General features: G+C 60.8%; 10 protein-coding genes. All 10 read right to left on the bottom strand.

What is annotated here, in order from left to right; all coding sequences use genetic code 11:
- Window positions 1-372, bottom strand: a 372-nt coding sequence (locus M5C56_RS31440) for a hypothetical protein (RefSeq protein WP_247263480.1), incomplete at its 3' end; no start/stop codon positions are given.
- A 296-nt stretch (window positions 373-668) separates the two neighbouring features.
- Entirely contained in the window at window positions 669-893 is a 225-nt protein-coding gene (locus M5C56_RS31435; protein WP_103497567.1) for an AlpA family phage regulatory protein, read from the bottom strand.
- A 496-nt stretch (window positions 894-1,389) separates the two neighbouring features.
- On the bottom strand, window positions 1,390-1,887 hold the full coding sequence (locus tag M5C56_RS31430) for a contact-dependent growth inhibition system immunity protein (RefSeq protein ID WP_103497569.1): 498 nt from the start codon (window positions 1,885-1,887) through the stop codon (window positions 1,390-1,392).
- Window positions 1,888-15,762: a filamentous hemagglutinin N-terminal domain-containing protein gene (locus M5C56_RS31425; protein WP_103497570.1), complete on the bottom strand. Its 13,875-nt coding sequence runs from the start codon at window positions 15,760-15,762 to the stop codon at window positions 1,888-1,890.
- Between the two features lie 36 nt (window positions 15,763-15,798).
- Window positions 15,799-17,514: a ShlB/FhaC/HecB family hemolysin secretion/activation protein gene (locus tag M5C56_RS31420; protein ID WP_103497572.1), complete on the bottom strand. Its 1,716-nt coding sequence runs from the start codon at window positions 17,512-17,514 to the stop codon at window positions 15,799-15,801.
- A gap of 240 nt (window positions 17,515-17,754) precedes the next feature.
- On the bottom strand, window positions 17,755-18,300 hold the full coding sequence (locus tag M5C56_RS31415) for a DUF2058 domain-containing protein (RefSeq protein WP_100944184.1): 546 nt from the start codon (window positions 18,298-18,300) through the stop codon (window positions 17,755-17,757).
- 25 nt (window positions 18,301-18,325) lie between these two features.
- Window positions 18,326-19,159 carry a nucleoside triphosphate pyrophosphohydrolase gene (gene mazG / locus M5C56_RS31410; protein WP_103497571.1) on the bottom strand — a complete coding sequence of 278 codons (834 nt, stop codon included), beginning with the start codon at window positions 19,157-19,159 and terminating at the stop codon, window positions 18,326-18,328.
- Between the two features lie 164 nt (window positions 19,160-19,323).
- Window positions 19,324-21,567, bottom strand: coding sequence for a GTP diphosphokinase (gene relA, locus M5C56_RS31405; RefSeq protein WP_103497273.1), 2,244 nt, complete (start codon window positions 21,565-21,567; stop codon window positions 19,324-19,326).
- Window positions 21,568-21,686: 119 nt separating this feature from the next.
- Window positions 21,687-23,039 carry a 23S rRNA (uracil(1939)-C(5))-methyltransferase RlmD gene (gene rlmD / locus M5C56_RS31400; protein WP_103497272.1) on the bottom strand — a complete coding sequence of 451 codons (1,353 nt, stop codon included), beginning with the start codon at window positions 23,037-23,039 and terminating at the stop codon, window positions 21,687-21,689.
- On the bottom strand, window positions 23,039-23,941 hold the full coding sequence (gene cysM, locus M5C56_RS31395) for a cysteine synthase CysM (protein WP_100944188.1): 903 nt from the start codon (window positions 23,939-23,941) through the stop codon (window positions 23,039-23,041). The genes rlmD and cysM overlap by 1 nt, the downstream gene beginning before the upstream one ends.
- Window positions 23,942-24,110 lie beyond the last annotated feature (169 nt).

The raw sequence follows: 24,110 nt of genomic DNA, 5'->3' as shown, positions 1-24,110 counted from the left end.
TTCTGCCCCCTTTTTCTGTCCCTTTTTCTTGTTGTCCGCCCCCTCTTTAGAATACGCTTTAAAGTTATACTTAAACTCACTTCGCAACTCAAAGAGCGCGTGCACATACGGGCTGAGCTTTATGACAGATTTCATTTCTTCATAGCCACTTTCGTAGGCACTGACGCGCATCGCCTCTACAACGATCTCCGCGCGCTTAGAGGACACAATGTGAAACCCAGTATCTGATGCAGCATATTGAATTTTTGCTAGAACCTCACCCTTGGTCTCCAGTATCAAACTCGTCGCTCGGATTATTGCAGCCACGGCGCCGAACATATTGGAAGGATGAATAACCCACTCATCGTTAAGCGTTTCATGATTCCACGCCAATTCAACTTTACGACCTTACAACACATTAGCACATGCAGAATCATCATTCATATTTCATCCTCGACCACTACAGACGCCAAGCTCGCGCCACTAAAGTCACTCAATACAAAGCAGCGATTACACACATTCAATATTAGATATAATTATTGATATAACATATAAACCAATACTCACCCACGCAATACTTACGGCAATATCTGACCACCCTCACCTCTACAGGGGATTATCAAGCTAAAAAATATAGGAATTCAGAATAAAATCTGAAAAAAGTTAGTGTCGAATTCTCGACAACCCCCTTACTCTTGACCGAGCGTCATCCTAGACTCTATCCAGCCGGTTATATGCTCATCTAGCCAACCGACAGCTGACAAGCCAATCTTAATTGGTTTGGGGAAGGTCTTATCATAGCGGGTGGATTTCGGATTGATTCGATCATAAATAGTCGATTTTGAAAGACCTACTCGCCTTGTGACCTCTGCCATTCGCAGTATCTGCATTGCTTTTTTAGGTTCGGTATTCATCAGGGGCCTCCTCGTATGGCTTGGAGAACAGGCTATGGCATGACGCTGAACACGTCATTCACCTTATGATCGCTCGCAAAAAAAACCCGCCTTGACAGCTGCGGCTACTCCCCCTGCTTGACAACGAAGCGCGATCTGACCCGCTATGCGCGCGTACGCACGCATAGCGACAGAAGTTAGTTCGCTAAATTAAAACTTAGTTCTCTGATTGAAAATTCATGCGCAGTTTAAAAGCACACCGCTGTGCCAAGCGGTCCGAACTCGTCTTTTCACATCCGAACACATCCAACTCAACCAAGCCCAGCAAAAAACACGCCTAACCTCCTCAGCCGTCAACCAACTACCCAAGAGCCAACAGAAATTCGTTGCGCAGATGCTTGATGCCCTGATCGCTCAGGCCACGACTAAAGCGAGCAGCGAAGGACGGGAGGTTTTGCAGTAAGCAGATAAAACAACACCGGCACGAGGCCGGTGTTAGATCAAGCTGGAACTACGTTTACGTACAACGACTAAAGGCTAAACGAAGCGCCGCGCCAATGTCATCGAGGGAGCTGCTAGAAGAAATAACGACATAGTCTTTTTCAGTTATCCCCTTTCCACTCCAAGCTTCCAGCTTCTCATGATGACTCGGGCGTATTGTTATAAGCCCATCAACTGCATCCATTGAGCAGCTTTTCATGTCCTTGAATAGTGCACGCTTAGTTTTGTAGCCAAATCTTATCATCACATCAGCTATCCACTCATTATATTGAATAGCAACGCGACCTCTTAAATCAAAAAAACCCAGATCCTCCTTCGGGTCAATCATCCGACTAACAGCCAAGGAGTCCAAAACACTCCCTCCTAGCTCGCTATCAGCAGATGAGTGCGACAGGAAAAACCTCTTTCCTTCAGGATCGGGGAGACAATTGAAGTAGCCGGAGTAGGTCTCAATAAAAATAAAATCGTCATTAAACTTAACATAAGCCCAAGATTTATTATTCAAATTATTCATTTATTTCACCGCACTTATGATCACTTTCACACCTTGAGATTGACCGTACTCTACTGCACGATTTATTTGAGCCCATTGCGCTGAGGTTGTTCCCGAAGGAACGGCAACACGCAGCTCACGAGCGGCAATCATGCTGCTATCTAGAGGGACATTACCAAGGGTATACGTTTCAAATTTAGCAGCCGCATCTATATTTCCTTTCAATGAGTTGTAAACCTGAGACGGATTTGCCAACTTGGCCGCAGTGGTCGTGTCTAGCGTTTTTGCACTCATTGCTGTACCCGTTGACGGGTCATAAAAATCGAACGTTTTGAAGTTAGGCGGTAGCCGCGAGCTTGCTGGCAGCTGAGAAGCTAGATAATCCTCCCAAGGCATGCCCTGTCCTTGAATACCCTTGCCCCACTCAATCCCCGTTGCAGCTTGGTCTATTGTTCCTGCTGCACCTTTTGCACCTAGCTCGCCGCTAAAGTCACCAACGCCATCTACAACCTGCCCGTTAACAGTCGTCGTTCCTGAAGGATAGTCTCCAGAAAGCTTTCCACTATACGGACCTTCAGAGCTAGTCCAAGCAGGTGTACCGGTCGAACCTTTTGTGTTGGCGCCAACCTCCGCTACATCTGCTGCCCCTTTTGCAGCTCCACTTACCTCGCCGCCGACACCCGAGGACAGCCTAACATCCGGAATCCCGAGGCTAGCAGCGCCCATGGCGCCAACAACAATATTCCCAATACCATTCCAGATGTCGCCATTGACCACCTGGTTTGCACCATAGCCTGCCTGCATCGTACCACTGACGGCGGCGGCGGCACGAATCCCGAGACCCAGCCCACCAGGCATCGCATAGAGAGCGGGGCTACCAATGTTCGAAAGGCCTTGCTGCTCATTATTGATACGCAGATAGCCTTGAGCATCCTTGTATACAAGCTCATTCGTACTCTGTTCGCGGGTCCAGGATAATTGACTCCAGAGATCCGGCTGTTGCGCACGTAAGGCATCAGCATAGGCATTCTTGGCATCCATCGTGCCCGCGTAGTGATAGTCACTAACGGGAGCCGGACCATTTTTCACCAGCATTTCAACACTGGCGGCCGCCGCCTCCGGCCCATACTTAAGTGCCTGCTCGTAGCCATAGACCTGCAAATAGGCAGCCAGCTCGATTCGATCTGTTGCAGAAAGAGAAGTCGGATCTTTATGAAAGGCCGCTAATAGATCGTCACTGCGCTGGTCCGCCCCGTCAAGGGTCACCAGCTTCCTGGCGGAGTCGATGGATTTGGTTTCTTCAAAATCCTGACGCGCTCTATCGCGCTCGGCTTGAGAATGATCGCCCAGAAAGTTGTACTGTGTGGCGTTCTCCGCCACGGCGGACGCAATCCCTACATCACCGCCGGACGCGGCGGCCCCCAGTACCGCAACAATCTGCGTCAGCGCCTTCAGGTTCGCTTCGGCTCTTATGTACTCGGCAGAACCAGGGGTCAGGTTTTCGGGCAACAGTTTGTCGCCCAGGGCACCTACCAGCAGCTCGTTGGCTCCGCCGGCAATCGCCCCGGTACGGAAGTCACCACCCATGGCCTTGGACAACAAACCACCTAGACCGGCATGCAGCAGGGTCTTCTCCAAGCTACCGTTATCCAACCCCAGGTCGCCTATCTTTCCGGCCCCGATAGCCCCACCAATACTGGCAGCAGTCCCCGCCGCCGAACTGGCTAGGTTGTCCTTAAAGTTGCCGCCATACACGGCGGTTTTAATCACCGAATCCGCTGCTACCTTCAATGCAACGGTTTGTGCACTTTGAAGATTGAAGCCCACACTACCGGGATTGTAGTTAAGGCCTTGCGCCACACCCGCCGTCGCCATCGAAACGGCATAGCTCTTGAGACTGTCCTTGGAAGTGACATCTTTGAGTACCGCCCCAAGGTTGCCCCGATTGTCAATGGTGCTAACGGTCGCCTTGGTCGCAACAGTTAACGCTCCTGCCTGGGTTATCGTACTCAAACCGGCCATCATCGGGCCCATGACCGCTGCTAGCGCAATCGCGATGATCAACTGCGAAGCCGGTCCAAGCCCCGAGTTGCTGTATTGGTAGAAGTCGTGAATCTCCTTCACCAGATGCCAATCCACGTCACCGCGCTTCTCGGCGTCCTTGAGCCAGGCCATTTTCGGATCAGCCTTGACCATCGCATCGATGGTCTGGCTGACCGACTGTTGGTTGACCTGTTTGAGGTCGATTTTCAGACCTTGGACAGCCTTGATGGTGATGTTGCCGGCAGCCACCATCTGGGTCTGACGCAAGGTCTCGTCGGTCTTGCCGCTGCCTTTGGAAGCTACCCAGAACGCATTGTTATTGGTCTTCTCGTGACTCTCCTGATGCAGGTCCTTCTGTCCCTCGAAGGTAATAGCGCCACCACTCTCAATCGTCAGATCCTTACCACTCTCAAGCTTGGCCACCTGATAGTGCTGGTCGCTGCCACTCTGAAGCGTCAGGTTGCCACCGGTCTTGATCTCGCTCCCGACATTGGTGACCTGGGTGACTTCATCGTGCTGGGTCTTCTTGCGGCCCCAACTGCCCCTTTTCTTCATGTCGTACAGCGAGTAGTCGCTGTTTTGCGCGGACATCAGATCCAACTGGTCGCCCGCCACCAGATAGGCCTCATTACCCGCAGAGACCTTGCTGGCAATCAGCCCCAGGTCCTTGCCCGCGCTGAGCTTGACGTCCCCCCCGGCCTGAACGGTCGTCGCCATCTGAGCAACATGGTCTTTCTGGGTGGTTTCCCTTCGACTTTTGGACAGGAAATGGCTCTCGTCCGCCGCCGAACCCAGCGTCAGGTTCTCCGTCGCGGCCATGGCGATATCGCGCTTGGCATCGATCTGGCTGGCGATAGCCGTCAGATCACGACCGGCGGTCATTTGCAGATCACGCCCCGCACTGACCGTCGACCCCGTCTGGGTGATGGAACTGCTGTGTGCTCCCTCACCGGAGTCGGTGGTGTCATGGCTCTCGGTCGCCGCGATATCGATATCGCGCCCGGCCTGGATCACCATGTCGCCACCACTCTGCATCACGCTGCCGTTGTTGCTGACGTCGCGTCCGGCCTTGGCGGTGAGGTTGTTCGCGGCTTCGATACGCGCGGCGCTGTCGAGCAGCTCACGGTGTGTACTGGTGAAGCCGGTAGCCTGGTCGGTATGGTTGACATCGCGCTGGTTGAGCACGTCGCCGTTAACAGCCGTCACGCTCACATCACGCCCGGCAATGATCCCGCCCGACTTGTTGACGATATTGTTACCCGCCAGCAAGTCCAGGCGATTGCCCGCCTCGATCAGGCCAGTGTTGACCAGATCATTGCCCGCTGTTGCCTTCAGGTTGTTACTGGCCCGCAAGGTCCCGCTGTTTTCCAGGTTCGCACCGGCAATCAGGGTGACATCCGAGCCCTGGATCAACGCGCCATTAGGCGCCAGGCGGTTGTTGGCGTTGGCCAGATACAGCACCGGCACCAGCACCTCCTCACCGTTGACCACCTGCTTTTCCATCCAGACGATGTCGTGGGTCAGGGCCGCGACCTGCTCGGAAGTCAAGGAGACACCTACCGACAGATTGAGCTGCTGCTTGCTGCTGATGGCGTTGTCCATCAGGTACTTGAACAGCTTCTCGTTCGAGGTTTGGCCATCGATGAAGCGTTGACCCGTGCGGGCCACCACCGCCTGCTGAATCAGTTTCTGTTCATAGAAACCGTCGCCCAGGCGCTTGGCACTGGTGTCCGGGTTGTAACCCAGACCTGAAAGCAGATAGTCCGAGCTCATGAACTGCTTGAGGTCGGTCAGCACCGGGTTGGTTTCAACCAGGTATTTCTGCGGGTTGGACCTGGCCGACATATCCGGCAAGCCCTGCACGCGGGCCAGAGTCGATATGCCCGGGGCAATCGCCGGAATCAGCGGGTCGCGCTGAGTCACCGGCAAGGTCGGCGTCACACCGGGAACCACCACGGCCACCGGCTGATGAGCAGCATCGACCTGGACCGTCCCTGGCTGGGTGATAGCGGAGGCACTGCTGATGTAGCCCGGCAGTTGGGTGACATTGCTACCGGTATCGACAGGCGCGGCAACGTTGATGACGCTGGCACCGACGCTGCTGCCGGTGGCCTGACGGGTGGTCTGGGTCAGTTGTCGATCACTGGCGGCAACCGGCGAGAGATCGTCGATCTGGAAATGCCGCGCCTGGACTTCCGGCAGGCCTTGTTGACGCTGGGCGGTACTGACCGCAGCGCCACCCATGCTCCAGTTTTGCGAACCGAGATTGGCCTGACTTGCCTGCCGAACCGAGCCACCCTGCCCGCTCAGGCGGAACAGACCATTCTGCCCGGTGGGCAGGCTGAAGCCCGGTAGCGTGAGGGGGTTGACCTGCTGCTGGGCAAGGTTCGGTGGCAGTTGGGCGTTGATCCGGACCACGGCCGGCGCGCCCGTGCCCGCTACCTGAGTGCCCTGGACTTTGTTGGCTCCCGCGCTGAATCCGTAGTCCTGGTGAATAACGCTATTGGTCAGGTCCTGGGTCGCGGAGATCGAGACATTGCCGCCGGCCTGGATAACGGCGCTGCGGCCTGAAGCACTGCCGTCCTTGGCGACTTCAACGTCACCGGTCAAGGCGAATAAGGGGGATGATTGCAACTGACTGGGCAGCGCTACCAGGTTGTTGGGGTCATACTGGGATTGCGGTTTGGTGCTTAAATTGGATAAATCGTCGGGTAAGTCGAAGCGGTTCACTCCCTTACCAGTGACGGCATCAATGAACGCAACGACCGGATACTGGTCATGGTCGCGACCTCCACCACGCGTAGAATTCACAGCAAGCGCCCTACTCACACCACCAGAATCATTGATGTAGTAGATGTTCGGAAAATCAGGGTTGTTTCGCGCGTTGTAATTAAACGCAGCGTCAGAAAAATCATTGATGATATCCTTATCAATATCACCCGTCAGATAGCTGCGCGTGCGCTCAATCGTGCCGCTGACCGCCCCGACGTTTTTCACATTATCGGCCTGAATGGCAATATTGCCGCCGGCACTGATAGTGCTTTTGCTATTGAGAAAGCTGCCACCGCGAAAGGTAAAGTCACCTCCCGCCGAGAGCGACGCGGCGGCACTGGTGTCAGTGTCCTGTCCTTCGAAAGTTTCACGAACGACAATATTGGCACCGTAATAACTCCCCCAACATCTGATGCATTTAATCGCGATAAAACCCGAAACCAACTTGCGTCCCAGGCTGAAACCCTCCGTACGGTTCTCGAAGTTGGCGGCATTGATATTGAACTGGCCGGTACTTTCCAACGACCCGGAGATGTTGCTGACCTGGGCCGCCTGGACCGCACCGCCGTAGCCGTCGATGCTGACGGCACCCAGGCTGTAAAGCTGGGCTGAATGGTTGGTGAAATTGTTGACGTGCAACGCCGTGTCGCCGCCGCTAAAAATCAGGCCATTCTCGTTCAACAAACTGGGCGTGCTCAGCAGCAAGTTGCCGGTACTACCCAAGGTCCCATAGTTATTGATTGATCCGGCGTTCACTCTCATGTTGGCGGCGGAGGTCAGCCGCCCGTAGTTATTCAACTGCCCACTGATATTGAGCGTGCTATCGCCCCCACCGGCAATGCTCCCGGTGCTACCCAGATTGAGCGAGGCGGCGGTCAGCCCCAAGGTGCCCAGGCTGCTCAAGCGACCATTGCCGCCGTAGCTGCCACTCAGGTTCAGGCTGGCCGTGCCATCACTGGCGATCAGCCCGTCGTTGTTCCAATTGACGCCATTGCCGACCAGGCTGGTGGATGCCAGCAACTGCCCGCCCGCCGTCTGGTTCAGGGTATTGACGTTCAGCGTCAGGCGCCCGGCCTGGATCACGCTGCTGTTGGTCCAGCTATCGGCGGTCAGGGTCAAGCCGCCACGGGTCACCAGGCTGCCGCCCGCATTCAAGATATTTGCGGTGGCGATATCAAACGTACCGGTACCCACATGCAGCAAGCTGCCGCCCAGGTTCTGGAAGCCGGCGGCATTCACGGTCAGGTCGGTGTTGGCGGTTTCCAATTTGCCGTTGCGGTTGTCGAACATCCCGCCGATCTGCAAGTCGGTCTTGCCACTGGTCCCCAACGCCCGCAGTTGCCCGGTCTGGTTGTCCAGGCTGGCGGCACGCACGCTCAGGGTGCTGTCGCTTTCGATAATGCCCAGGCGGTTGTTCAGCGCGCCGTTGAGGCTGAGGTCGATCCGTTGGCCGGCAATCTGCCCGTCGTTGTCGCCACTGTTGTCGAAGTTGTTGCCGCTGACCTGGACCAGGCCCTGGGCGTACAACCCGCCGTTGCGGTTGTCGAAGTCGGCGGTGGTGATCAGCGCGTCGCCGCTTTGCGCCGAGATCCGCCCGCCATAGTTGTCGATCCCGCCCAGGGCACTGAGGTTCAGGCGCTGGGCCTGAGTGATGCCGCCCTGGCGGTTGTTGTTCAGGTCGTAGCCGTTTTTCAGCACACCGACAATCCGCGCTTCGAGGGCCGCCTTGACGCTGGCCAGGGTGCCGCCGCGGTTATCGAGGTTGGCGGCGCTGACCGTCAGGTCGCCGTTCAGGGCGATAAGCTTGCCGCTCTGGTTGTCGACATCGCCGGCGATCGTCAGGTTCAGCGCCCCCTGGCCTTGCACGGTGCCCTTGCCGTTGGCGAGGCTGGCAGCGCTGAGGGTCACGTCGCCGTTCTGGCTGTAGATCAGGCCGTCGGCGCTGTTCTGCACGGCGCCGCCGGTGGTCAGGGTCAACGCGCCGTTGGCCGCCACGGTACCGCGATTGCGGTTATCGAGGCCGCCGCTGAGCAGGCTCAGCAGCCCCTGGCTGACCAGTTGCCCGCCTTGGTTGTTGATCTGGCTGCTGCGGCTGATCACCAGCGGCCCGCCGCTGGCGAGCTTGCCGTTGCTATTGGTGAGCACACCGAGCAGGTCGAGATTGACCGCGCCATTGCCGGTCAGGCTGCCGCTGCTGTTGTCCAGTGTGGTCCCGGTGAAGCTCAGGGCCTGTTGCGCGCTGACCGTGCCGCTGTTGGTCAGGGCCATGGCGTTCAGCGTCAGGGCCGCGCCGCTGTCGATGGAGCCGCCCGCTGTGTTGTTCAGCAGACCACTGACGGTCAGTTGCTGAGCCGCGCCGCTGGACAGAATGCCGCCACTGTTATCGAGACTGGCGGCGTTGACAGTCAGGCTGTTCTGGCTGACCAAGGCACCGTTGCCACTGTTGAGCAACGCGCCACTGAGGGTCACGCCGAGGTTGCCGCTACGGCTGGAGACCGTGCCGCTGTTACGGTTGTCGAGACTGCCACCGTTGACCGCCAGCCCCTGCCAGCCGGAAATCAAACCGCCCTGGTTGACCACGCTGTTGGCGGTCACGCCCAGTTGGTTACTGCTGATCAGCTTGCCACCGCTGTTATCCAGGGTACGGCCTGCAATATTGAAACTCTGGCTGCTGGACAGCTCACCGTTCTGGTTGCTCAGGTCGCGCAGGCGGTTGAGGCTCAACGGTCCCCGGGCGTTCAACAGACCGTTGCGGTTATCCAGGTCGCCGTCGGCCAGGTCCAGGCTGAGCGCCTGGCTACCCAGCAGACGCCCACCGTTCTGGGTCAGGGCGCCGAGGTTCAAGCCGATATCGCCTTTGGCCGAGACCTCACCGCCGTTGCTGGAATCCAGGCTGTTGGCGGTGATCGTCAAGCCGCCCTGGCTGTTGATCAAGCCATTGGCCGTGTTGTTCAGGGCCATGGCATTGAGGGTCACGGCGCCGCTGCCGAGCAGCGTGCCGCCCTGGTTGTTCAGGTCGGCGCTGGTGATGTTCAGGGTCTGGGCGGCGTTGATCAGGCCCAGGCTCTGGTTGGTCAGTAGGCCGGTCGTCGTCAGGCTGAGGTCGCTGCGACTGGTAAGCGTCCCGCCGCTGTTATCCAGACTGGCCGCCCGCACATCGAGCGCGGCGGCGGCGATCTGGCCCTTGAGGTTGCTCAAGGCCTGGTTGACCCGCACGGTCAGCGCCTGGTTGCTCAGCAGCTTGCCGTTGCTGTTGTCCAGGCTGTCGGCGAGCAGGCTGAAGGCCTGGGCGCTGGAGAGTTCACCGCCCTGGTTGTTCACGCCCTTGAGGTTGTTCAGCACCAGCGACGGCGCGTTGATCAAGCCGTTCTGGTTGTTCAACTGGCCGTGGTTCAGGTCAAGGCTCAGCGCGGTATGGCTGAAGAGCTTGCCGCCCTGCTGGTCCAGGCCGCTGACGCTGGCGGTCAGGGCCTTTTCGCTGCCGAGGCTGCCACCCTGGTTGGTGACCTGCCCGGCGGTGAGGCTCAGGCTGTCGGCGCTGCCCAGGCTGCCGTTGCTGTTATCGAACGCCCCCGTGCTCACGCTGACCGCGCCCTTGGCGCTGATCACGCCTTGTTGGGTATTGTCGAGGCTGGTGCTGTTCAAGGTCAGTGGGTTGTCGGTGACCAATCGGCCACCCTGGTTGATCAGTGCACCGGCGCTGGTGAGGTTCAAGGCCCCCGCGCTCGACAGGCTGCCCGCCGAGTTGTCCAGGCTGGCGACGTTGAGCGTCAGGTTGCCTTCGCTGCTGATCAGGCCCTGGAGCCGGTTGGTCAGGGCATTGTCGAGGGTGATGACCAGGCCCGACTGGGCACTCAGGGTGCCGCCGCTGTTGTCCAGGCTGGCACCGCTGAGGCTGGCGCTGCCCTGGCTGCGCAACTGGCCCAGGCTCTGGTTGATGACCTGGGCGACCTTGAGGCCCAACGCCGTGTTGGCGAGGACCTTGCCGCCCGCGCTGTTGTCCAGGCGCGTGCCAGTCAGGCTCAGGTCAGCGCTGCCGGAAATCTCGCCCGCGCGGTTGTCGATCTGATCGACAGTGAGTTTCAGCGCTTCTGTCGCCCCGATCAGGCCGCCCTGGCGGTTATCCAGGGCGCTGCCGTTGAGGGTCAGTGCGCCGCCGGCGATCAGCTGGCCGTTCTGGTTGTTCAGGCTGGCGATGTTCGCCGTCACATCGAGCTTGCCAGAGACCGCACCGTTGCTGTTGTCCAGGCTGTTGGCGGTCAGCAACAAGGTGCCGTCACCGATCAGGGTGCCGTTCTGGTTGGTGAACGCATTGGTCACCCCCAGGTCGACCGCGCCCCGGCTGCTGATCAGGCCCTGGCTGTTGTCCAGGCTGGCGCTACGGCTGTCGAGGGACGCGGCGGAAATCAGGCCATTGAGGTTGCCCAGCGCCTGGGTGATGCGCAGGGTCAGGCCCTGCTCGCTCAGCAGCTTGCCGTTGCTGTTATCCAGGCTTTGCGCGGCCAGGGTGTAGGTCTGGGCGCTGGAGATTTCGCCGTTCTGGTTGGCGACCCCGTTTAGGTTGTTCAGGACCAGCAGCGGGCCATTGATCACGCCATGCTGGTTGTTCAACTGGCCGTTGTGCAGGTCCAGGTTCAGGCGGGTTTTACTGAACAGTTCGCCGCCTTGCTGGTCGAGGCCGGTGACGCTGACAGTCAGGGTCTTCTCGCTGGCGATGCGGCCGCCCTGGTTGGTGACCTGGGTGGCACTCAGGTCCAGGCTGTCGTCACTGGTCAGGTGGCCGCCCTGGCTGTTGTCCAAGGTACCAGTCGTAACGCGGGTCGTGCCGGTGCCGTTGATCACGCCTTGTTGACGGTTGTCGAGGCTGGCACTGGCAAGGGTCAAGCCCTGATCCGTGAGGATCGAACCGCCCTGGTTGAGCACGGCGCCGAGGCTGGTGATCGACAAGGCGCCCCCACTGCCGAGTTGGCCCGCGCTGTTGTCCAGGCTCGAGGCATTGACGGTCAGTGCACCTTCGCTGCTGAGCAACCCGGTGTGGTTGAGCAATGCGCCATCGAGGCGGATATCCAGGCCCTTGAGGCCGGAGAAGTTGCCACCGCTGTTATCCAGGGTACTGCCGGCCAGGCGCGCGGTCCCCTTGGCGAACAGCCGTCCCTTGGTCTGGTTGATCAGTTGCGCCACCGTCAGCCCGAGATCGGTCTCGGTCAGCAGCTTGCCACCGTCGCTGTTGTTCAGACGCTGGCCGGTGACAGTGACACGGCTGGCAGTGCTGGAGAGTTCACCGGCACGGTTGTCGATCTGCTCGACATTGAGGGTCAGGGCCTGGGTGCTGGCGACCGTACCGCCGTTGCGGTTGTCGAGGGTTTTACCGGTCAACAGCAAACTGCCCTGGGCCACCAGCGCCCCGCCCTGCTGGTTCAGGCTGTCGACGTTGGCGCTGAGATCACCCTGGCTGGCGATGCGGCCAGCGGCGTTGGCGATTTCCTGCGCCTTGAGGCTGACCGGGCCGACCGCACTGAGCAGGCCGCCGCTGTTGTCCAGACGGGTACCTTCGTAGCCGATGGCGGCCTTGCCGATCAGATTGCCCTTGTCGCGGTTGTCCAGTTGATCGACCAGCAACTTCAAGTCCTGGTCGGCTTGAATCACACCACCACGGTTGTCTGCCGAGGCGCTGCGCAAGGTCAGTAGAGCCTTGCCCGCCAGGCTGCCGCCACGGTTGTCGAGGCTGCCGGTGCCGAGGTCGATGGCCTGGCCGGCGCGCAGCTTGCCCTGCTCGCGGTTGTCGAAGGCGCCGCTGATGGTCGCGGTCAGCGGGCCGTCGACCGCCAGCAGGCTGCCCGCCGCGCGGTTGTCCAGGTTGGCGGCGGTCAGGCGCAGGGCCTTGCCGGAACCGAGGCTGCCGGCATGGTTATCCAGGGCACCACTGAGGTCGATGCTCAAGCCCAGGTCGCCGGTCAGTTGGCCGCCGGTGTTGTCCAGACTGGCGGCCTTGAGACTCGCCTGCCCGGCGCTGGACAGGACGCCGTTGCGGTTGCCGACCGCGCCGAGGACCGTCAGGCCCAGGCCGGCATCGCTGCCGAAGGTGCCATTGGAGTTGTCGAGGCTGGCGGCGTACACGTCCAGGCCGTTGCCCGTCACCAGTCCCTTGACGTTGCTCAGCGCCTGGTCGATGCGCAGAAGCAAGGCCTGCTGACTGATGACCTTGCCCCCGCTGTTGTCCAGGCTTTGCGCGGCCAGGGTGAAGCCCAGGTCGCTGGAGATTTCGCCGTTGCGGTTCGCCACGTCCTTGAGGTTTTTCAACGACAAAAGACCGCTGGCGTTGATCAGGCCGTTTTGGTTGTTGAGTGAGCCGTTGGTGAGGTCCAGGCTCAGGGTACTGCTGCTGAACAGCTTGCCGCCCTGCTGGTCGAGGCCACTGACCCGCGCGGTCAGGGCCTTGGCGCTGGACAGGCTGCCACCGTTGTTGAGCTGGCCGCCGATGAGGTCCAGGGTATCGCCGCTGGTGAGGGTGCCGCCCAGGTTGCTCAGGCTGCCAAGGCTGTTGAGGGTCATGCCCTGGACGCTGGAAAACTGACCGCCGTCGTTGTTCAGGCTGCCGGTGTTGAGCAGGACCGAGCCGTCACCCTTGAGGGTGCCCTGGGCATTGAGCAGTTGGTCGCTCAGGGTCAGGCCCAGGTTGCCCTTGGCGTACAGGTTACCGCCCTGGCGGTTGTCGAGGCTGGCGCCGCTCAGGGTCAGGTCGGCCCCACTGCTGATCTGCCCGCCCAGGTTGCTCAGCGCCCCGGTTGCACCGAGGCTCAGGTTACCCTGGCTGGACAGCGTACCGCCGGCACTGTTGTCGAGGCTGCCGAGGGTCAGGTTCAGCGCAGACTGGGCCGTGGCCCGTCCGCCCGTGTTGAGCAGGCTGGCCGTCTGGATCGCCAGGCTGTTGCCGGACAGCACGCCTTGGGCGTTGTTCAAGGTCTGGTTGACCAACAGGGCCAGGGCCGCGTCGCTCAGGACCTTGCCGCCGGCGCTGTTGTCCAGGCTGTTGGCCGCCAGGGTGAAACCCTGATGGCTGGAGATTTCGCCGTTCTGGTTGACCACCGTGGAAAGGTTCTTGAGCAACAGCGCGCCCGGAGTGGTGATCAGCGCGTTCTGGTTATTGAGCAGACCCTGGTTCAGGTCGAGGGTCAGGCCGGTGGTGCCGCTCAACTGGCCCTGGGTGTGCTGGTCCAGGCCGGTGGCGTTGACGGTCAAGGCCATGGCGCTGGTGATACGACCGCTCTCGCTGTTGTTCACCTGGCCGCTAGTCAGATTCAGGGCATTGTTGCTGCTCAGCAGGCCGGATTGGTGATTGTCCAGGCTGGCACTGTTGATCACGGCGGCGCCGTTGCTCTGGATCTGACCGGACTGATGGTTGTCCAGCACGCCGCGGGTCGTCAGGCCCAGGTTGCCCTGGCTGACGATCGAACCTTGCTGGCTGTTGTCCAGCCACGCCGCGTTGACTTGCAGGTTCTGTTGCGCGGCCAGGCGCCCGCCCTGGTTGTTGAAGGCTCCGCTGGCATTGATATTCAGGGTACTGCCGGCCGCGATCAGGCCGGCAACGTTGTCCAGGCTGGCCAGCGTCAGGTTGACGTCGGCCAGGCTGGAGATCTCGGCCTGGCCGTTGCTCAACGCGCCCAGGTTGGCGGTCAGCGAGCCATTGCTGTGAATCAGTCCGCCCTGGGCATTGAGCAGTTGTCCAACCGTAACGCCCAGGGTGCCCGCGCTGAGGATCCGGCCTTTGTTCTGGTTGTCGAGGGTGGCGGCGCTGACACTGGTTTGCCGCTGCCCGCTCAAGGTACCGCCCTGGTTGCCCAGGGCCTGCGTGGCGCTGACGCTCAGGTCGCGGCTGGCGATCACGCTCTGGCCGCTGTTGCTGATGTTCTGCGCGGTGACGCTGACATCGCCGGTGCTGTTGCGGGTGTTGTCGGCATTGACCCCGGCCTCGATGATAGCGAGGTTGGTCAACTGGCCGCCGCTGTTGAGGGTGATGCTGTCTCTGGCCGCCAGGTTGTTCCGGCTGGTCAGGTCCCCCGAGGTCTGCACGTTCAAGCTGCTGCCGGCGTAGACCGGACCCTGCGCATCGAGGCTCGCGGCCTTCACGTTGACCGCGCCACTGGCCGTGGCCTGGACCAGGCTCAGTTGGCCGTTGGCATCAAGTTGGATATCACCGCCACTGGCGGCCAGATTACCGGCCAGCTTGACCCCGACCCCGGCTTCGGTACCGACCAGCTTGATGGCGCCGGCGTACATGCCGCCCAGCGCCGAAGAATCGATGGCCACCTGGGGCTTGCTGCTGCCGTCGTCGGCACGCGCCGTGGCACTGAGCGTGCGGGCGTCGACATCGTTGCGACCGGCAATGATCGTCAGTTGCTTGGCATTGATCTGCGCGTTGATGCTCGCGGCGCGGGTGATGATTTCGAACTGGTCGACGTTGTTGGCATTCAGGCCAGCACCGTCGATGGACACGCTGCCCTGGTCAACCTGATAGCCCGTGACCTGGCCGTTGGTGATCACCGCCTTGCCGGTGGTCAAGGTCGCTTGCGGGGTATTGATAAAACCGCAACCGTTGCAACTGATCCCGTACGGGTTGGCGACGATGACATGGGCCGACTGCCCTGCCACTTCGGTGTACCCGCGCAACTGGCTCGGGCTGCCGCCATTCACTTCGTTGAGGATGACGTTGGCCGCGGCGCCAGTGAAATTCGGGTTGCCGACTATGATCCCGCCCAGTTGCGTGGACTGGGTGCGCGCCGTGGCATTGTTGAGGATGACCCCGTTGGCCCCGACGTTGTAGTCACTGAACTGGTTGTGCGACAGCCCCTGGGCATTCGGCGCGGCAATATTGACGATGGGCACGCCATTGCCCGCCTGGCCGAGCGTGGTGCCCGGCGCACTGACCACGACCCCGTCCGCCTGGGCCAGCAACGGTTGCCAGAACATCGCATTCGCCAGGATGAACGCCAGCCCGCGCTTGGGCAGCCCCAGGAAGTGCTCACGGTTTTTCAGGGCAGCAGAAGGCTGACCCGCGAGGAAGGCAAACTGACGAACGTCCATGTCGGAATCTCAATGCAACGAGTGCGGTGAATGGCGTTAAAGGAAGAAATCCATACGGAAATAGATCGGTGCTTCGCGTTCGGTGATCGGCGCCGGTCGCTCCAGGGAATTGGCGAACGTCACGGTGGCGGCGATATGTTTGCCCCGGGCAAACAGCTCGATAGAGTCACTGGTCATGCGCCCGTGCTGCTCGGCGTTGTAACGGTCATGGCGGATCACGCCCTGGTCATAACCAAGGCTGGTGCCGTACTCGGAGAGCACGGGCTGCAACCAGCCCCAGGTGACCGGCCGACTCCAGCGCAGGTCGTTACGCCAGTAACCGCCGCTGTCACCGGACAACGTCTGATCCTTGTAGCCACGAATGGAAGACTGCCCCCCCAGGCTCATACGCTGCGAACTGAACAGCACGTCCTCGCTACGCTGGCCGGTCATCAGGCTACTGAAGCTGAACGACTCGTCCCATAGCTTGAACGGTTGCAGGTAGCTGAGTGTGGCGGTGTATTTGCGATAACGGGCGTCGGGTAATCCCCGCGTGAAGTTCGCGACGTTGTCCTGGGCATCAAAGGCACTGATGCCGTCCTGCATCCCCAGGTCGAGGTTGACGAAGGCGCTGCCGATCCGCCGACCATGGTTGATGCCGAACTGCGCTTCGCTCAGGCGGTTGCTGCTCTGGGCCAGCTTGCTGCCTTCGATAAAGTTATTGGTGCGCAAGGTGCTCAGGCCAGAACTGAGCGAGGTCTTGCTCACGGCGTCGCGGTAGATCACCCGTTCCAGCTTCAACTGATTGTTCTGGCTATCGCCGGTCTGCTGGAAGTTGAAACCGTTGGCCTGGGCCTGGGAGCGGTAGTCGCTTTCGCTGTAGGTGTAGCTCAGGTTCCACCAGCCAAATGGCAGGTTGTAGTAGAGCATGGCGTTGCGCGAGTTCTTCGTTTGGTCGCTAACCACATCATGGCCGGCGCGCAAGGACAACTGATCAGCCAACCCCAACGGACTGTCCCAATCGAAGGTCGTCCCGGCCTGTTGCTCGCCAGTGCTTCGCTGCCCGTCGTTGCCGTAGGAAAGCCCCGCACGCCAAGGTTTCTGCGGGGTGTTCTTGACCAGCACCTCGCTGCCACCCACAGCCTTGCCCGGGGCCAGCTCCATCTGCGCCTGGTTCGATGGCAGGCGATTCAGTTGGTCGACCATCTGCTCGATCTCGCGCAGATTGAGCAACTCGCCCTGCCTGCCCGGAAAACTCATCGCCAGTTCGCGATCGGACAGGCCGCTGCCGTCGGCGCCCTTCAGCCCTTCGAGTTTGCCCTCGACCACCAGCACCTTCAGGTTGCCCGTGGACAGGTCCTGCTGTGGCAAGTAGGCACGACTGGTGACCAGGCCCTTTTCGATGTAGCGATCGGTGATGACCTTGAGCAACTCATTGAGCTGCGGCACGCCCAGGCACTGGCCGATGTAAGGCTTGAGCAGGCGTTCGCGCTCGCTCGCGGACAAGGCGTCGGCGCCTTGCAGGTCGATGCGCTTGATCGGGAAACAGCGGGTCTCGGCCGGAGCCGTCGGCGTCACGGGAGCCGCCGCTTTACCAGGCAGTTCCTTGAGTTCTTCAAGACGGCGGCGCTGCTCGTCGAGCAGGCGATCCTGACGATCACGCATCAGGTCGGTATCACCCGGGGTGGGAGCGGCATGAGCCGTGCCGAAAACCCCAAGCAAAAAGATAACGGACAGCAGACCACGCCTCGTCCTGAGCGCCAAAACCCACATCATAGATCCCTCTAGATGGCCTTATGCCATCAACAGGGCGCGATCATAAGGTGGCTATTTAGTGGCGTCAATAAATTGTACCAAATTATTTCAGTATCGACACAACCCGTCACATCGGGCGGCCCGGGTCGCCACCGGGCTCCCTGTTCATGATCAGCTTCCCGTAACGAGCCCATTCAGTAGCGCAGCCCCCATAAACAAAAACCCCGCCTTTAGGCGGGGTTCATTGTGTTCAGCGCGTTACCACATCAGATCGTCAGGGATCTGGTAGGCCGCGTACGGATCATCCTCGTCCGGCACCTGGGCTTCGCTCAGGACGTTGAGCTGGACGATACGCTCAGGGGCCCGCTCCTGGATCTTCAGCGCCGCTTCACGGGGGATCACCTCATAACCGCCACCGTGATGGACGATCGCCAGGGAGCCGTTGCTCAGCTTGTTGCGCATCAGCGTGTTGACCGACAGGCGCTTGACCTTCTTGTCGTCGACGAAGTTGTAGTAGTCCTCGGTGGTCAGCTTGGGCAGGCGCGAGGTTTCGATCAATTGCTTGACCTGGGCCGCACGGGCCTTGGCCTCGACCTTTTCCTGCTGCTGGCGGTTCAGTTCCTGGTCGCGCTTGACCTTCTCGGCCTGCGCTTCCTGGGCCAGGCGCGCCTGGGTGTCGTCAGCCTCGATCTGGCCCTTGTGGACCAGGCGCTGCTGCTTCTGTTTCTCTTTGCCGACCTGTTTGGCCTGCTTCTGGTTGACCAGTCCTGCTTTGAGCAACTGGTCGCGAAGGGAAAGACTCATGGTGCTTACTCACTTGGGCAACGGCTCAGCCGCAGCTGGGCCTATTCTTTTCCTGACGTTTGGCTTCGCCCCACAAGGCGTCCAACTCTTCGAGGGTGCAATCTTCCATGGGACGGTGGGTGTCGCGCAATGCCTGTTCGATAAAACGGAAACGTCTGTCGAATTTGCCATTGGCGCCCCGCAAGGCATTTTCCGGGTCGACCTTGAGGTGCCGGGCCAGGTTGACCACCGCAAACAGCAGGTCGCCGACTTCATCGGTGATCGCCGCCGGGTCGTTGTCGGCCATGGCTTCGAGCACTTCGTCGAGCTCTTCGCGAATCTTGTCCACCACCGGCAAGGCGTGCGGCCAGTCGAAACCGACACCGGCCGCGCGCTTCTGCAACTTCGCCGCCCGGGACAAGGCCGGCAAGGCGGCCGGGACATCGTCGAGCAGGGACAGTTGCTCGGGCGCGCGGTGGTTCTCCGCACGCTCCTGGGCCTTGATCTCGTCCCAGCGCAACTTGACCTGCTCCTCGCTCAAGCGCGGCAGGTCCACGGGCGCGTAGAGATCACCGGTGGGAAAGACGTGGGGGTGACGACGGATCAGCTTGCGGGTGATGCTGTCGACCACGCCGTCGAATTCGAAACGCCCTTCTTCCCGCGCCAGCTGGCTGTAATAGACCACCTGGAACAGCAAATCGCCCAGTTCACCCTGCAAGTGCTCGAAGTCGCTGCGCTCGATGGCGTCGGCGACTTCGTAGGCCTCCTCCAGGGTGTAGGGAACAATCGTCGCGTAGGTCTGCTTGATATCCCAGGGGCAGCCGTATTGCGGGTCGCGCAGACGGGCCATAAGGTGGAGCAGGTCTTGAAGGCTGTACATCAGTGATCTCGTTCGGTTTTGTCACGACCAGGGAAACACCGCGAACCTTGTAGGAGCGGCCGGTCGACGCTCGACTGCCCGCGAAGCTTTTGGCGCCCTCAAGGACGCCTTCGCGGGCAAGCCCTGCTCCTACAGTTTTGCGGCGCATTCAAGGCCGCGGATGATCAAGGGGTGCGGTTACGCCGGGTTTCGATAATGTTCGGCAACTGGGAAATCCGCCCCAGCAACCGCCCCAATGCATCCAACCCCGGGATCTCGATGGTCAGGGACATCAACGCGGTGTTGTCCTCCTTGTTCGAGCGGGTATTGACCGCCAGTACGTTGATCCGCTCGTTGAGCAGCACCTGGGACACGTCGCGCAGCAAACCGGAACGATCGTAGGCACGGATGATGATATCCACCGGATACGTCAGCACCGGTACCGGCCCCCAGCTGACCTGGATGATCCGCTCCGGCTCGCGCCCAGCGAGTTGCAGCACCGCGGCACAGTCCTGGCGGTGAATGCTCACGCCACGGCCCTGGGTGATATAGCCGACGATGGCATCCCCCGGCAGCGGTTGGCAGCAGCCGGCCATCTGGGTCATCAGGTTGCCGACGCCCTGGATCTGGATATCGCCACGCTTGCCCGGCTTGTAGCCGGTGGCCTTGCGCGGAATCAGTTCCAGCTGTTCGTTGCCGCGCTCCGGCTCCACCAGTTGCTGGGCGGCATTGACCAGTTGCGCCAGGCGAAGATCACCCGCGCCGAGGGCGGCGAACATGTCCTCGGCGGTTTTCATGTTGGCCTTGTCGGCCAGCTTGTCGAAATCCACCTGTGGCAGGCCAAGGCGTGCCAACTCGCGTTCGAGCAGGGTCTTGCCGGCCGCGACGTTCTGGTCGCGGGCCTGCAACTTGAACCAGTGGACGATCTTCGCCCGTGCCCGGGACGTGGTGATGTAGCCCAGGTTCGGGTTCAGCCAGTCACGGCTCGGCGTCCCGTGCTTGCTGGTGATGATCTCCACCTGCTCGCCGGTCTGCAGGCTGTAGTTGAGCGGCACGATCCGCCCGTTGATCTTCGCGCCCCGGCAGTTGTGGCCGATCTCGGTGTGCACCCGGTAGGCGAAGTCCAGCGGTGTCGCGCCCTTGGGCAGGTCGATGGCATGGCCGTCAGGGGTGAAGATATAGACCCGGTCCGGCTCGATATCGACCCGCAACTGCTCGGCCAACCCACCGATATCCCCCAGCTCTTCGTGCCACTCGAGCACCTGACGCAGCCAGGAGATTTTCTCTTCGTAGTGATTGGAGCCGGATTTGACGTCGGTGCCTTTGTACTTCCAGTGCGCGCAAACCCCCAGCTCGGCCTCTTCGTGCATGGCATGGGTGCGGATCTGCACTTCCAGGACCTTGCCTTCCGGACCGATCACCGCCGTGTGCAACGAGCGGTAGCCGTTCTCTTTCGGGTTGGCGATGTAGTCGTCGAACTCTTTCGGGATATGTCGCCACAGGGTGTGGACGATGCCGAGCGCGGTGTAGCAGTCGCGCATTTCCGGCACCAGCACACGGACCGCGCGCACGTCATAGATCTGGCTGAATTCCAGGCCCTTGCGCTGCATTTTGCGCCAGATCGAATAGATGTGCTTGGCCCGGCCGCTGATATCGGCCTTGACCCCGGTGGCGAGCAATTCGTTTTCCAGCTGGTTCATCACCTCGCTGATAAAACGCTCACGGTCCAGCCGCCGTTCGTGCAGCAACTTGGCGATCTGTTTGTACTGGTCAGGCTCCAGGTAACGGAACGACAGGTCTTCCAGTTCCCACTTGATATGGCCGATGCCCAGGCGGTGGGCCAGGGGCGCGTAGATATCGAAGACTTCGCGGGCGACACGGTTGCGCTTCTCGTCGTCGGCGGTCTTCACCGCACGGATCGCGCAGGTCCGCTCGGCCAGCTTGATCAAGGCCACGCGGACATCGTCGACCATGGCAACCAGCATCTTGCGCAGGTTTTCCACCTGGGTCTGGCTGCCCAGTACCTGGGACTGGCGTGGACTGAGGCTGGCACTGATGGCGGCCATGCGCAGCACGCCGTCGATCAGCTTGGCCACCACCGGGCCGAATTTCTGGCTGACCGCGGTCAGGGGAATCTGCCCCTCGCGCACGCAGCGATACAGCACCGCCGCCACCAGCGAATCCTGGTCCAGCTTGAGGTCGGCGAGGATCTCGGCGATCTCCAGGCCGGTGCTGAAACTGGAACCGCCTTCGGGCCAGAGGTTCTGCGCCGCGTTGGTCTGTTGTTCGGCAAGCCGTGCGTATTCGCAGGCTTGTTTCAAGGCCTCACGGTCCAACGCCAGATCGACGCTCACCGTATGATCGAGCCATGCCTCGAGATTGATACTGCCGTCGGTGTTGATCGGCTGGTGTGCTCTCACCTGTACCATCTTGCTTACCTTCCCTACGACGCAGATTCTATGCGTCAAAATCGCTGACCTGTTGTAGCCCCCGCAGTCTGGCTGGGCTGGCAGAATACGGCGGCAGTCAGTCGGACCAGACGAGCATCCTAGCTCGCTTCAAATAACGCCATGGCCTCGACATGCGCGGTCTGCGGAAACATGTCGAGGATCCCGGCACGTTTTAACCGGTAGCCCTGCTTGATCAATTCAACCGTGTCCCGCGCCAGCGTCGCCGGATTGCAGGACACGTACACCAACCGTTCGGCCCCCAGGGCAGCGAGCTTGCCCACCACCTCGAACGCACCGTCACGGGGTGGGTCCAAGAGTACCGCAGAAAAGCCGTCTTTGGCCCAACCGGCATCACTCAAAGGCTGGGACAAATCGGCCTGAAAAAAATGCGCGTTATGCAGATTATTGCTCAAGGCATTGGCGGCGGCCCGTTCGACCATGGTCGCCACGCCTTCCACCGCCACCACTTCGCGCACCTGACGAGCCAGGGGCAAGGCAAAGTTGCCGAGCCCGCAGAACAGATCCAGGACCCGCTCATCGGCTGCCGGCTTCAACCAGTCCAGCGCCTGGGCGACCATGGCCTCGTTGACCCCGGCATTGACCTGGACGAAGTCCCCCGGCCGATACGCCAACTCCAGATCCCAGGTCTCCAGGCGATAGCCCAGCGGCAACGACGGGTCCACCGGTTGCGGGCCGTCTTCGCCATGCAACCAGAGTTGCGCGTCATGGGCACTGCAAAATTCCTGTAGTACTTGCAGGTCCTGCGTCGACAACGGCGCCATATGCCGCAACAACAAAGCCACCGCCGAACCGCTGAACAATTCCACATGGCCGAGGGCCTGGGGTTTGCTCAAGCGCCGCAGCATAGCTGGTAATTCGCGCATCAGCGGTTGCAAGGCCTGTACCAGCACCGGGCAGTCATCGATGGCGACGATATCCTGACTGGAGGCGGCGCGAAAACCGACTTCAAGGGTCTTGCCCTTGGCGTCCCAACGCACGGCCACACGGGCCCGTCGCCGATAGCCGAATTCCGGACCGGTCAGGGGCGCCGCCCACTCCAGCGGTTCGACACCCGCAACACGGGACAGTTGCTCGGCGAGCATGCCCCGTTTCAGGGCGAGTTGGTCGTCGTGGGGCATATGCTGCACGCTGCAACCGCCGCAACGCCCGGCATGGGCGCAGGGCGCAGGGCGACGCCGATCACTGGCGAGGAACACCCGTTCGGTGCGCGCCTCGACCACCTTGCCGTGGGCAGCCAGCACCCGCGCTTCGACTTCTTCACCGGCCAGGGCACCGGCGACGAACCAGGTGCGGCCTTCAATAAAGGCAATGCCACGACCGTCGTTGGACAGCCGCTCGATGGTCAGGCGCTGCTTCTTGCCCGTCGGCACTTGTGGTGCCCGGCTACCGCCAGTGGGCTGGAAGCGCAGGCCGCGTTCATGCTTGGCCATCAGTTGGGCGCGTCGTAGATGCCGGTCGACAGGTAGCGGTCGCCTCGGTCACAGATGATTGCGACCATCACCGCGTTCTCGACTTCGCGGGACAGACGCAACATCGCCGCCACCGCACCGCCCGAGGACACACCACAGAAGATCCCTTCTTCACGGGCGAGACGACGCATCACGTCCTCCGCCTCTTCCTGGCCCATGTCGACGATACGGTCGACACGGTCGGCCTGGAAAATCTTCGGCAGGTACTCATGGGGCCAGCGGCGGATGCCCGGAATCGAGGCGCCTTCCATCGGTTGCAGACCGACGATCTGCACCTCGGGGTTCTGCTCTTTCAGGTAGCGCGACACGCCCATGATGGTCCCGGTGGTGCCCATGGAGCTGACGAAATGGGTGATGGTGCCCTGGGTCTGGCGCCAGATTTCCGGGCCGGTGCTGGTGTAGTGGGCCTCGGGGTTGTCGCCATTGGCGAACTGGTCGAGCACCTTGCCACGGCCTTCGGCCTGCATGCGCTCGGCCAGGTCACGGGCGCCCTCCATGCCTTCTTCGCGGGTCACCAGGATCAACTCGGCGCCATAGGCGGTCATCGCCGCCTTGCGTTCGGCGGTGGAGTTGTCCGGCATGATCAGGATCATCTTGTAGCCCTTGATCGCGGCGGCCATGGCCAGGGCGATCCCGGTGTTGCCCGAGGTGGCTTCGATCAGGGTGTCGCCGGCCTGGATCTGCCCACGCAATTCGGCGCGGGTGATCATCGACAGTGCCGGACGATCCTTGACGGAGCCCGCTGGGTTGTTCCCTTCAAGCTTGAGCAGCAGGGTATTGCTGGTGGCGCCGGGCAGGCGCTGCAAGCGGACCAGGGGCGTGTTGCCGACGCAATCGGCGATGGTAGGGTACTGCAAGGTCATGGCGTATTCGCAATCCAGACTGCGGGGGCTGACATCATACCGACAAACGTCGACGCTCCATATCACGCAAAGTATGGTGCTTATGGCTTATAGGTATAAGCAATAAGCAGCCTGTCACCTTCGATTGCCAGAATACTCGGCGAGCCATCGGCCGCGGGCTGTTCCCCCG

The organism is Pseudomonas sp. MWU13-2862 (assembly GCF_023242495.1).
Classification (GTDB): Bacteria; Pseudomonadota; Gammaproteobacteria; order Pseudomonadales; family Pseudomonadaceae; genus Aquipseudomonas; species Aquipseudomonas gingeri_D.
The sequence above is the reverse complement of the archived record's forward strand: the minus strand, read 5'-3'. Positions and strand labels throughout refer to the sequence as shown.

Excerpts from the sequence above, each read along its gene's own strand:
- M5C56_RS31415 (WP_100944184.1), bottom strand. The coding sequence starts at position 18,300 with ATGAGTCTTTCCCTTCGCGACCAGTTGCTCAAAGCAGGACTGGTCAAC.
- rlmD (WP_103497272.1), bottom strand. The coding sequence starts at position 23,039 with ATGGCCAAGCATGAACGCGGCCTGCGCTTCCAGCCCACTGGCGGTAGC.
- M5C56_RS31435 (WP_103497567.1), bottom strand. The coding sequence starts at position 893 with ATGAATACCGAACCTAAAAAAGCAATGCAGATACTGCGAATGGCAGAG.
- cysM (WP_100944188.1), bottom strand. The coding sequence starts at position 23,941 with ATGACCTTGCAGTACCCTACCATCGCCGATTGCGTCGGCAACACGCCC.
- M5C56_RS31430 (WP_103497569.1), bottom strand. The coding sequence starts at position 1,887 with ATGAATAATTTGAATAATAAATCTTGGGCTTATGTTAAGTTTAATGAC.
- relA (WP_103497273.1), bottom strand. The coding sequence starts at position 21,567 with ATGGTACAGGTGAGAGCACACCAGCCGATCAACACCGACGGCAGTATC.
- M5C56_RS31425 (WP_103497570.1), bottom strand. The coding sequence starts at position 15,762 with ATGGACGTTCGTCAGTTTGCCTTCCTCGCGGGTCAGCCTTCTGCTGCC.
- M5C56_RS31420 (WP_103497572.1), bottom strand. The coding sequence starts at position 17,514 with ATGTGGGTTTTGGCGCTCAGGACGAGGCGTGGTCTGCTGTCCGTTATC.
- mazG (WP_103497571.1), bottom strand. The coding sequence starts at position 19,159 with ATGTACAGCCTTCAAGACCTGCTCCACCTTATGGCCCGTCTGCGCGAC.